11 protein-coding genes are annotated in these 11819 nt (G+C 40.7%); 5 read left to right on the top strand and 6 right to left on the bottom strand.

Translation table 11 applies throughout. The features are described from left to right. Positions 1-19 precede the first annotated feature (19 nt). Together PSH48_RS04140 and nadK are read right to left on the bottom strand one after the other, a co-directional pair. Positions 20-586 (bottom strand): hypothetical protein, encoded by a 567-nt coding sequence (locus PSH48_RS04140; RefSeq protein ID WP_273606902.1) that lies wholly within the window; start codon positions 584-586, stop codon positions 20-22. A gap of 75 nt (positions 587-661) precedes the next feature. Next, a complete protein-coding gene (gene nadK, locus PSH48_RS04135; protein WP_004588103.1) occupies positions 662-1546 on the bottom strand; it encodes an NAD(+) kinase in 885 nt (294 codons plus the stop codon). Positions 1547-1830: 284 nt separating this feature from the next. Between nadK and PSH48_RS04130 the strand changes: the two genes are divergently transcribed. Together PSH48_RS04130 and grpE are read left to right on the top strand one after the other, a co-directional pair. Beyond that, complete coding sequence (locus PSH48_RS04130; RefSeq protein WP_031289855.1) at positions 1831-2796, top strand: HrcA family transcriptional regulator; 966 nt, start codon at positions 1831-1833, stop codon at positions 2794-2796. A gap of 58 nt (positions 2797-2854) precedes the next feature. Continuing rightward, the gene (gene grpE, locus PSH48_RS04125) at positions 2855-3469 is read left to right on the top strand and encodes a nucleotide exchange factor GrpE (RefSeq protein ID WP_024033377.1); all 615 of its coding nucleotides are present in this window, start codon (positions 2855-2857) and stop codon (positions 3467-3469) included. Positions 3470-3497: 28 nt separating this feature from the next. Here the strand turns inward: grpE and PSH48_RS04120 are convergent, their stop codons facing one another. Then, on the bottom strand, positions 3498-4697 hold the full coding sequence (locus PSH48_RS04120) for a Bcr/CflA family multidrug efflux MFS transporter (protein WP_024033378.1): 1200 nt from the start codon (positions 4695-4697) through the stop codon (positions 3498-3500). A gap of 194 nt (positions 4698-4891) precedes the next feature. On the opposite strand from PSH48_RS04120, the gene PSH48_RS04115 reads away from it, so the two are divergent. Continuing rightward, positions 4892-5689, top strand: a complete 798-nt coding sequence (locus PSH48_RS04115; RefSeq protein ID WP_024033379.1) for a M48 family metallopeptidase — start codon at positions 4892-4894, stop codon at positions 5687-5689. Positions 5690-5760: 71 nt separating this feature from the next. Here PSH48_RS04115 and PSH48_RS04110 read toward each other — a convergent pair whose 3' ends face one another. From PSH48_RS04110 to PSH48_RS04100, 3 genes are all read right to left on the bottom strand, one after another. Further along, positions 5761-6774 carry an alpha/beta fold hydrolase gene (locus PSH48_RS04110; RefSeq protein ID WP_273610952.1) on the bottom strand — a complete coding sequence of 338 codons (1014 nt, stop codon included), beginning with the start codon at positions 6772-6774 and terminating at the stop codon, positions 5761-5763. A 161-nt stretch (positions 6775-6935) separates the two neighbouring features. Then, on the bottom strand, positions 6936-7724 hold the full coding sequence (locus PSH48_RS04105; protein ID WP_273610951.1) for a nucleoside-binding protein: 789 nt from the start codon (positions 7722-7724) through the stop codon (positions 6936-6938). 134 nt (positions 7725-7858) lie between these two features. Beyond that, positions 7859-9172 carry a Na+/H+ antiporter NhaC family protein gene (locus PSH48_RS04100; RefSeq protein ID WP_004588096.1) on the bottom strand — a complete coding sequence of 438 codons (1314 nt, stop codon included), beginning with the start codon at positions 9170-9172 and terminating at the stop codon, positions 7859-7861. 339 nt (positions 9173-9511) lie between these two features. On the opposite strand from PSH48_RS04100, the gene dapB reads away from it, so the two are divergent. Further along, on the top strand, positions 9512-10309 hold the full coding sequence (gene dapB / locus PSH48_RS04095) for a 4-hydroxy-tetrahydrodipicolinate reductase (RefSeq protein WP_096041514.1): 798 nt from the start codon (positions 9512-9514) through the stop codon (positions 10307-10309). 364 nt (positions 10310-10673) lie between these two features. Then, a complete protein-coding gene (carA, locus tag PSH48_RS04090) occupies positions 10674-11810 on the top strand; it encodes a glutamine-hydrolyzing carbamoyl-phosphate synthase small subunit (RefSeq protein ID WP_273610950.1) in 1137 nt (378 codons plus the stop codon). Positions 11811-11819: the final 9 nt, after the last annotated feature.

Here is an 11819-nt window from a genome sequence, read left to right as displayed (position 1 = left end):
AAATTAATTTTTTTACTTTTTAAGCAACGCTCGCATTTTGAGAAAACTGACTATCAGAGTCAGTACTTTCATCAGAAGAGGTTTCGTCAGTATTTTCAAGGCTTTCGCTTGGGTTTACAGGTGTGTCAGTTTTAATTTGTACAATCAATGAGGGTAAAATCTCATGATAAAACGCTTTATTATATAGTATGCCTTGCTGGGGTAACTCACTCACAAAGTACTGTATATTATCTTGAAGCGCTTGGGCGTTTTCACTTTGCAGTGCTTTTTGAAACTCAATCGAAAGCGTGCTCACTAAGCTGTCGCTAATATCTTCTAAATGCTGTAGGTTTTCATCAGTATGGGGCTGAACCACAAAAAAATTGGTCACAATAGCCTGAATTTGCGCTACATACTTAGGTCTTATTATTTTGGCTTCTAATAAATTGTTTAGCTTGGTTTTGAGGCGAGTGTTTACTTGGGCAACACGTTCGTTAAATTGTTTTTTCTTGGTTTCTAACGCTTTTTTTCTATTGTTTTCAACTCTAATATAAGCGCCAAGCAAAGTGATAAGTAATAACAAAGCAAAGATAACAACATAAGTCATTGCTAGATATTCCTAGTTTGATTAATTTTTATTTGTCTTGTATTTTGCGCTAAAGCACTACGCTTGGCAATAAAATTAGTATAAACGGCTGCCCCAATTAAGTTTAGTACGTAAAACGTTGTAGTAAGAGTAGTTTTTTGGGTGAATTAAGCGCAGTTTTCTGTCGGCTTTTTTAATAACCACTTCATCGCCGGGTAAAACGGCAAGCACTACATGGCTGTCGCAACTGACTTGTAAGCTGTCGGTGTTCTCAAGGCTTAACTTTAAGCGTACCTCGTTATCGGCATCAACCACTAAGGGTCTGCTTGATAATGTATGCGGAAACATAGGCACTAACGAAATTGCATTAAGCTCAGGTGTTAAAATGGGCCCGCCACCCGATAAAGAATAAGCTGTAGAGCCGGTAGGGGTTGATACAATTAAGCCATCAGAGCGCTGAGAAAACACAAAGTCATTATTAATAAAAGCTTCAAACTCAATCATGTGGGCAACTTTGTCGGCGTGTAGAACCGCTTCGTTAACGGCTGAATTCGCACTTTTCAGTTCGTTATGGCGGTATACTTCTACCTCGAGCAAAAAGCGTTTTTCTTCTAAATATTCGCCGCTTAACACTTGCTCTAGGCTACCTTCAAAGCCCTCTGGGTTTAAGTCGGTTAAAAACCCTAAATTACCTCTGTTTACGCCTATTACAGCTACGTCAAAGCGTGCCAGTACGCGAGCAGCACCAAGCATATTGCCATCACCCCCTACAACAATAGCAAGGTCGGCTTGCTCGCCTAAGCTAACAAGGTCAACTTGATGAGTATCAGGGACATCCGATAACTGCCCACCGGTGCGCTTTTCTACAATCACGGTAAAGCCAAGAGCCGATAAAAAAGTATGTAAACGCTGTAACGTAGCCGCAGCTTTAGGGTGGTTTGGTTTACCTATAAGGCCAATAGTTTTAAACGGTGAGTGCATAACGGCTGCAATAAAAAGTAATAATATTTTTGTAGGGTAACTCAAAACAGAAGTGTTTGAAAACACAGATTTACCAATATGATAATGATTCAATTACGCCTGTATATTGTCAAGCTCACCTAAGAGCTGATTATTGGCTCAACAGATTAAATTACCCCTTTAATTTTTGTATTTAATGCTTAAAAATAGTTGCAGCAGTGTTTTATTGTAATGCATGCAACAACATATTCACTTAAAGCGTGCTTTAGGCTTGAATTTGTTTTAACTGCCCCGATATCTCTTTCATGCAACAAGATGTAGATAACATGAATATAAACCCGCGAGATCAACAAATTTTTTCAGCAGTGATGAGCCTTTATTGTAATGGTGAAGGGTTACCCGTTCCATCAACAAAAATAGCGAAGCAAAAAGGCATGGCGGTTTGTTCTGCCACGGTACGAAATGCTATGGCGCGACTTGAAAAAGTAGGCTTGTTATATTCCCCTCATACATCGGCAGGGCGTGTGCCTACAAACCAAGGGTTTGATTATTGGTTTGATGAGTTTTTTCCGTTAGCTGAAATAGCTAATTACTGGCAGCCAAAACAAGCACAACTTGTGGAGCTGGCCCATGGATTAAGTAAAAAGTATCAAGTATGTTGTTGTGTAGGCTTACCACAAGCAAGCTCGCAACAAGTGTTTAGAGTAGAAGTACTTGAGTTTGATTCTAACGATTGGCTTGTACTGCTAATAGATAGAGCAGGGCAAAGCCACAATATTTGTATCAACAAACCTGATGATTCCTCAGATGCCGTGCGTTATCAATTTGCAACTTGGTTAAACACAGTATTTAGCCAACAAACCTTAATGGAAGGTTTGTACAGAATGCAAGCAATGGCAAACACCGCACCGCGTAATTGCCATGACTCACTGACACAGTGGACGCGCCAGCTAAGTCATAAGCTTGGATCAGATAACAGTATTGTAGTAGGCGAAAACTATTTATATAAAAAGGTCGATTGCGAACAAAGCTTAAATATTGGCGTTTCATTTTTAAATTTTGTCGAAGATAAACTCGCATTTAAAAACGGGGTATCAGTTTTAAACACTGAAAACTTACCGTTTACAGAGTGCAATGAGCTGATAGTAATTAGTGTGCCGTACTTTCAAAATCAAGAGTATCAAAGCCGCTTTTGCGTAATTTGCCCTAAATCGGCGCAAATTGAACAATTAATCCAAGAATTTAAATTATTAGAGCCATCTAACTCTTGAATCTTTTTATTCAATCCCCATAATTACCGCAGTTGTAAAGAATTGGAGCACGTATTTTATGTCTGAGCAGACACAAAACCCAGAGCAAGAAGTAGAACTAAACGAAGAAGTAGCTCAAATGGAAGCTGATGTTGAAGCAGCAGTAGAAGCCGCAGAGCAACACGAAGCAGACCAAGAGCAAAGCCCTGAAGCTGAAATTGCAATGCTATACGCAGAGCTTGAAGCCGCTAAGCAAACCATTGCGGATCAAAAAGACAGCGTTGTACGCGCCGCCGCAGATGTAGATAACATTCGTCGTCGTGCTGCACAAGATGTAGAAAAAGCACATAAATTTGCACTGGAAAAGTTTGCTAACGAATTACTTCCAGTAATCGATAACCTAGAGCGCGCTATTGAGTTTTCTGATAAAGAAAACGAAACCCTAAAGCCATTGCTTGAAGGTATTGATATGACAGTTAAAAGCTTTAACGATGCGGTTGCAAAGTTTGGCGTTGAAATTGTTAACCCACAGGGTGAGCAATTCAATCCAGAATTCCACCAAGCAATGTCTATCCAACCAAGTAACGATGTTTCACCAAACACGGTACTTGCAGTAATGCAAAAAGGATACACATTAAATGGTCGTTTATTACGCCCTGCAATGGTTATGGTATCTAAAGCAGCAGACGCTTAATTAGTCACTGTTTATAAAAAATGCCTCATTATGAGGCATTTTTTTTGTCTATTTTATAGTGGATTAACTGCACCAGCATAGTTAATAGCACGGCGCTAAACATTAAGCTTGAAAACGGCACTGCACTTTTTGCATGCACTACCGCAAGCAATGGACCAACGAGCGCGCCACTGCCAAAGCGCAGCGTCCCAATAACAGCGGTGGCGGTACCGGTGTTTTTTTCAAACTTCATTAATATTAATGAATCAGCATTGCTTGCTGTTACCCCTAGGCTCATCATTAAAGGCGCAATGGCCGCTACAATGTAATATAAAGAAAGCTGCAACAAGCTAAACGTAAGCAGTGCCAGCCCAGAGGCAAAGCCACATACAAGCCCTATGTACAGCATTTTTCGAGAGCCAATTCTTGGTACAATTCGTGTATTTAAAAAGTTACCACACATAAGTGCCATGACATTAAATGCGAATAAAATACCAAATAATTGCTCAGATACATTATATAAATCTAGGTATACAAAAGGCACTGAGGTTAAAAAGCAAAAAAAGCCAAACGAGACAAACATAGAGCTCAATATGTCTGCACGTGCATCTTTATTACTAAGTACCGTTTTATAGCTGTCGAAAAACAAGGCTAGGCCTTTTTTCTCATTTTTATGAATGGGGATATCAATTAAATACACTTGTACAAACGCTAAAATTAAAAAGCTATAGGCAGCAAGAACCAAAAATATGGTTGACCATACCGAGAACCCTAAAATAAACGACCCCACAGAGGGGGCAACTAAGGGCGCTACCATCATAATCATAGATACATACGACATGCCTTTAGCGGTGTTTTTTTGATAAATATGCCTAATTACGCCAGGCACAACCACCGTAGCTGCCGCGCCGGTGAATGCTTGCACGGCTCTAAGTACCCAAAAGGTGTGTATTTCGGTGGTAAAAGCCAGCGCAAATGAGCTTGCACCAAATAAGGTTAAGCCAATACGGGCTAGTTTTCGTCGTCCGAGTTGATCGGCAATAGGGCCAAAAAATAACATGCCTAGCGAGTAGCCAGCCAAATAAATACTTAGCGAAATTTGTACATTTGGCATAGTGGTTTGTAAATCGTTCGCAATAACCAACATGGCCGGTAAGTACATGTCTATAGCCAGCGGCGTAATAGCAACAATACTGGCTAACAAGGGTAACAAAATTCGGGTATTAAAAGACGAGGCCGAGGCGTCCATGTAGTCACTCAACATTCACTAAAAACAAGGCTTATAGTGTAACAGGGCTATGCAAGGGTATAAACTTAGTTTGTCTGGCAAGGTCATTTATTTATTAAAAATAAAAAGCGGCGTAATAAAGAGCAAAGATTCTAAACTGGCACCGTGTTTGCTATTCTACAACTAATAAAAATTAAAGACTTGAAGGAAACACCATGAAAAAACTAGCCCTTGCCTTACTCGCAACCGCAGTTTTAGCCGGCTGTAAAACATCGCCTACGGGGCGTACTCAAATTGCGCTGTATTCAGAGCAACAAATGAGTGAAATGGGCACCGCAAGTTTTGCTCAAATGAAGGAATCACAGCCAATCAATAAAGATGCAAAAACCAATGCGTATGTAAATTGTATTGCTGAAAAGGTCGTGGCTGTTTTACCAAAAGAATACGCCTCACAAAATTGGGAAGTCGTGGTATTTGAAGATGAGTCGGCAAATGCCTTTGCATTACCTGGTGGCTACATAGGTGTTCATACGGGGTTATTAAAAATAGCCACCAATCAAGATCAGCTTGCAACTGTACTAGGGCACGAAGTGGGCCACGTTATAGCAGAGCATTCAAATGAGCGTGTATCACAAAGCTCAATTTTAGATACCGGTATGCAATTAGGCAGCGCTGCGCTTGAAATGGGCAACGTACAATACCGCAACGAAATTATGCAAGGTTTAGGCTTAGGGGCGCAGTACGGCGTAGTTTTACCGTTTAGCCGTTCACACGAATCAGAGGCCGATACCATTGGCTTAGATTTAATGGCGCAGGCTGGCTTTAACCCACAAGAGTCGGTCACGCTTTGGCAAAATATGAGCGCAGCAGGCAGTGGTAGCACACCTGAGTTTTTATCTACTCACCCTGCACCGAGCAATCGAATTAATAATTTACAAGCACAAATGAGCGAAGCTCTTAGCGAGCAAAGTACGGCTAAATCGCAGGGTAAAAACCCGCAATGTACGCTGTAAATTAGTTTTATATAAAAAGCCCCTGTAAGCAGTTTACTTACAGGGGCTTTATTTTATTAGGCATAAAGCTATTACTTATTTAGTGCTTGTTTAAACACTGCCTTAAATCGCTCAAAATCTTCTACTTGCGGTAAATGCCCTAAATTATCAAGTTCAAACAGTTGCGCATCAGGAATAAGCGCAGCAGCGTGTTTTCCTAATTTGTCGTAACGCCCCAGCTGATAATCTATCCCGTCTTTTTTCCAGTTTCGGCCAGGGCCTGTTCTGTCACGCGTACCAATAATTAATTTAACGGGGACGGTTAAGTCTTTAAATTCAGTGATCACCGGTTGGGTAAAAATCATATCGTAGGTTTTAGCGTTAACCCAAGCAATTTGCTCTTTATCTGGGCCTTGTATTTGCCCTGTAATAAAGTCGGTTAATGCTGAATACTTAGCATTCCATTGACCATCGTAATAGTTTTTTTGCTGGTACTTTTTAACACCTTCGGGCGTTTTGTTAAGCTCATTTTTATAAAAAAAGTTGGTGTCTTTGTATTTTACATAGTGTAAGTAGTTTTCAAGCCCTATTGGATTAAGCAAAATCAGTTTAGTGGTTGTATCTGGGTACATTAATGCAAAACGGCTCGCTAGCATTCCCCCCATAGAGTGGCCAACAACAATCGACTTTTCAAGATTTAGCGAGTCCATTAATGCATGTGTATGATGCGCAAGCGCCGCAAATGAATATTGATAGTTAGTGGGCTTTGAAGACTTACCAAAACCAATTTGATCGGGTATCAGCACCCCAAACCCAAGCGACTGTAAGTAACGAGCTGTGGGGCTCCAGTAGTCGGCATTAAAGTTTTTACCGTGCATTAGCGTCACTGTTGGCATATTTTTTTGCGTGGGTTTTAAATAAATATACGCCATCTTTAGCGATTGCTTTTGTGATGCAATATCAAAATAATTTACTTTAAAATCATACTGGTAATCTGTTAAAAGTGCATCGTAAGAGAGGATTTTAGAGGGTTCTGTACTACTGGCAAATGCATTATTAGTAAAGGCTAATAATGCAGACAAACAAATAACTTTAATCGCTGGCATTTCCTTACTCCTATTAAAGGCAAGCACACGGCTTTAATTAAAGTAAGACAATAACTAAGTATTAAAGGGTGTTCAATTAAATAGTTTTCATGGCAAAAAAAAGAGCACTGTTTAAGTGCTCCGTTTAAAAGTAATGTTGACTCTGTTTACACTGGATGGACTTAAAAAGTCCACTCAACGTGTATTTGTGGAACCGATTCAGTGACCTCAGTGCCTAGCTTGTTGTGCCAGTATTGCAGTTCCATACCCAGTAATAGGGTGTTTTCTTTCATTTCTAACGCGTGCCCCATATCCCATACTAAAATAGGCTGTGCAAGTATCCACGCTTCTACGTCGTTACCAAACTCATCTTCGCGCTCTGCAATGTACTCAGCGTGTCCTTTAAAGCTAAATTTTTGCGAGCCTACGGTAAACGGGTATTCAAAGGCTACATCAAACATCCAGCTGTTAGTTTCAATAGGGGCACCGCCTTTGGCTACGCCTTCACTGTCATCAATATAGGCAGTGACAAGTGTTTGAAAAAAGTTGAACCCAGGTACATCCCAGCTTAATTTAACACCCGGTAGGTATTTCATCATTTTGGCATCGCCGGCAACGTTAATTCCGCCAGTAAGGCCTACATCTAATAATGCACCTGCGCCAATTTTCTCACCGCTAATAGCCGATAAGCTTACCGTAGAATACCATTCGCCGTAAAAGTCGCTATCTTGGTAGCCGTCGGTTGTATCGTCTTTGCTGTAATCAATAAAGAAAAAGTTATCACCGTAATCATAGCCCGATGCATGTTGCAGCGAGTAAACAGTAGTGTCTGATTCTTGCTTGGTAAATGGGTTTTTTTGGTCGCCATTATTAACATGTAATGCGGTACTGCTCCAATTAGCAGCAAGGGCAGAAGATGATAAAGCGATTGACGTAAGGGTAACGAGGGGAAGTATTTTTTTATATTTCATAATCTGTATTTAACTATAATTTTAGTGACACGCGAAAGCGCGCATTATAGCACAAGGTATTGATTTGTAGATTATTATTTTAACATATGTTGCAGCTTATTTATTAAGCTGCAACATAAGATTTTGCACAAAATTTAGGCTTTATTGCGGCGCAAACAAATAACGGCAATGGCAGTAAAGGCTAAGATAAAGCAGTAGTAAGATGACGTTGACACTTCCCACGGGCTAATTTTAAACGTAGCACCTAACAGTAATGCTTGAGCACCATAGGGCAGTGAGCCTTGCGTAACACAAGCAAAAATATCAAGTAAACTTGCAGAGCGTTTACCACTTATTTCGCCATCATCAGCAAGTTTTTTAGCAATAGGACCTGCAACAATAATGGATACCGTGTTATTGGCTATACACACGTTGCTGGTTAATACCAATGCAGCTATACCAAGCTGATCAGCTACTTTGCGGTGCCACTTGGCAATCACTTTTGTAATGGCTTGAATTTTTTGTGCCAGAAAATCAAGGCCGCCGTTAATACGAATAAATTCAGATAAGCCACCAATAAACATAGAAAGTAAAAATATTTCCTGCATATCGGTAAAACCTTTGTAAATATCTTTTACAAAGCTTGCGCCTTCGTAGCTGCCGGTAAAGCCCATTAGCGCAGCAAATACAATACCGCTAAATAGCACCACAAACACGTTCATACCGGCAACAGCCAATACTAAAATAAAGGCATAAGGCAGCACTAATAATAAATCAAAATCTTTAGTTTCTACTGCTTGTGGAGCAGGCGTTAAATAAAGCAACAAAGCAATGGTTAATACGGCAGCAGGAACCGCTATTTTTAAGTTTTCTTTAAACTTGTCTTTCATTTCACAGCCTTGCGTACGCGTTGCAGCAATGGTTGTGTCTGAAATAATAGAAAGGTTATCACCAAACATTGCGCCCGATACTATAGTACCGGCCATTAGCGCAGGGTCGATGCCTGTTTTAACGGATACCGCATAAGCAATTGGCCCTATAGCACCAATGGTACCCATTGATGTACCCATTGCAGTAGAGACAACCGCAGCAATTAAAAATAGCCCAGGTAATAACAGCGACGGGGGAATAAGTGACAAGCCAGCGTTTACAACCGCATCCACACCACCGGTGGCACTTGCTACTGCCGAAAATGCACCAGCAAGTAAATAAATTAAACACATGGTAATAATGTTGTTGTGTCCTGCGCCTTTAATAAAGGTTTCAACACATTGGTTTACAGTGCCTTTGTTTAAAATAAAGGCAAGCATAATAGCGGGTAGTATAGCAACCGGCGCTGGGAGCTGGTAAAAAGCGTAATCAACCCCTTGCGATTGTAAATATAAACCTGAGCCTAAAAAAAGGGCTACAAAGGTAAGAAGGGGAAGCAAAGATAGAATTGCTTTGTTTTTATTAAATGTTGGCTGCATTGTATTCCTCATAACCAGTTAATATAACCACAGCCAAAACTCCTCTTTTAGCTGAATTTAGTAGATCACTCTTTAATAAAAAAGTAGATGACCACAGCGCCCGCAAGCCAAAGACCAAATCGACGCGAAAGAGAAGTTTAAATGTATAGATGGCTAAAGTAAACTGGTATTGTTATTATTATTTAATTAAGGGCTTACCTGACTATTGCACGACTTTTAGATAATATCTACCGGTGTGCGATTATATGCGGCTAATAATTGCTCAAAGCAAGTTTAGGGCGGCAAATTAGTCAGGGTACGCAACAACAGATCCAACTAAATCAGATTAAGGCAATAACAATGAATCGAATAGGTGTTTTTGGTGCTAACGGCAGAATGGGCTTAGCCCTATTAGAAGCCGCGACAATTAAAGAGCAAACACAACTTGGTGGTGCGTATGTTCGCAGCAGCTCATCGTTATTGGGTATTAATGTAAATCAAGTAAACAGTGCAGCCGACAAATCCATTAGCTTTAGCGACGAGAGCAAGGTTGCTGATGTTGATGTACTTATCGATTTCACGTTACCAGCAGGTATGCGCAATCACTTAAAAACAGCGCTCGATAAAAAACTGCCTATGGTTATAGGCACCACAGGTTTAACTAGCGAAGACATGGCATTATTAGAAAATGCTGCTAAACATATTCCTATTGTGTTTGCGCGTAACTACAGCGTTGGCGTTAATGTGCTACTTAACCTAGTGCAAACAGCGGCCACTAAGTTTGGTGATGACCTAGATATAGAAGTTTTTGAAGCACATCATCGTCATAAAATAGATGCGCCCTCGGGCACAGCATTAGCCATTGGTGAATCTATTGCACAGGCTAAAGGGTGGGATCACGATGAAGTAGCGGTATACGACCGCAGCCAAGTAGAAACCGCAAAATCACAAAATGAAATTGGCTATTCAGTACTAAGAGGCGGGGACATAGTAGGTGAACACACCGCCTATTTCGCAACTATGGGCGAAAGGCTTGAATTAACCCACAAAGCAAGTTCGCGAATGACCTTTGCATTAGGAGCTATAAGGGCTGCGCAGTGGTTACAAAATAAACCAGCAGGACTTTATGATATGCAAGATGTGCTAGATCTGAAGTAGTTTAGTTACTTTTTTAGCTGTTTGGGTCTATTTTTGCCTAAAGCGACTTATTTGTAGTATTTATCTAAATAACGTTAGACCTAAATAGCATCTTCATGTAGAATGCAGCCAATTTGCCAAAAATTACTAAATGCGTGTTTCCAATTATACCCAAGTGGCTAGTAAAACCAGGGGTTTCAGTGGGAATGAAAAGAGTTTTAGGCAAGAAAAATGATTGAAGGTTTAGCGTTTTATATCGGCATCATTTAAGACTGCGTAAAACAATTTAAGCTCACAAAAAAATCTGGTTTTGACGATCCCTCTGGGTATTGGCGGGGTGTTAAGCATTTGCTTACTCCCGTTTTTTACTGTTAGGAGGTTTAACTTGACTAAATCCGCTCTGTTAGTCCTAGAAGACGGCACAGTGTTTCGCGGTACTGCAATCGGCGCTGACGGCATGTCAGTCGGTGAAGTAGTATTCAATACGTCTATGACTGGTTATCAAGAAATTTTGACTGATCCATCATACGCGGAACAAATCGTAACTTTGACGTACCCACATATCGGCAATACGGGTACCAACAGCGAAGACGAAGAAGCGAATCAAATTTGGGCTAAAGGCCTAGTGATCCGTGATTTGCCACTGCTAGCAAGTAACTTTCGTAACGAGCAATCGTTAGATGATTACTTAAAACAACGTAATATTTTAGGTATTGCGGACATCGACACCAGAAAGCTTACCCGTATTTTGCGCGACAAAGGCGCACAAAACGGCTGTATTATTGCAGGTGACGAGTTAGACGAAAACAAAGCGTTACAAGCCGCGCAAACCTTCCCAGGTTTAAAAGGTATGGATTTAGCAAAAGTTGTCTCAACCAAGGAAAATTTTGAGTGGCGCGAACCAAGCTGGACATTAGGCCAAGGATTTAAAACCCTTAGCAGCGATGATGAAAAGTTTCATGTAGTAGCCTACGACTTCGGTGTTAAACGTAATATTTTACGTATGCTAGTTGATCGCGGTTGTAAATTAACCGTTGTACCAGCGCAAACCTCAGCCGCCGATGTACTTGCTTTAAACCCAGATGGTATCTTCTTATCTAATGGTCCTGGCGATCCAGAGCCATGTACTTACGCTATTGATGCAATTAAAACCTTTTTAGAAACCGACACACCAATTTTTGGTATTTGTTTAGGGCATCAATTATTAGCACTGGCCTCAGGTGCTAAAACAGTAAAAATGAAATTTGGCCACCACGGTGGTAACCACCCAGTAAAAGACTTAGACCGCGATGTAGTAATGATCACCGCACAAAACCACGGTTTTGCTGCCGATGAAGACACACTACCAAGTAACTTACGTGCCACGCACAAATCGTTATTTGATGGAACACTACAAGGTATTCATCGTACTGATAAGCCAGCGTTTAGCTTCCAAGGTCACCCAGAAGCAAGCCCAGGCCCGCACGATGCAGCCCCATTATTTGACCACTTCATCGACCTGATGCAAGCGCGTAATAACTAATTTAACTGG

Origin of the sequence: Pseudoalteromonas sp. Angola-4 (assembly GCF_028599265.1) — a bacterium.
In the GTDB taxonomy this organism is placed as follows: Bacteria; Pseudomonadota; Gammaproteobacteria; order Enterobacterales; family Alteromonadaceae; genus Pseudoalteromonas; species Pseudoalteromonas atlantica.
The sequence above is the reverse complement of the archived record's forward strand: the minus strand, read 5'-3'. Positions and strand labels throughout refer to the sequence as shown.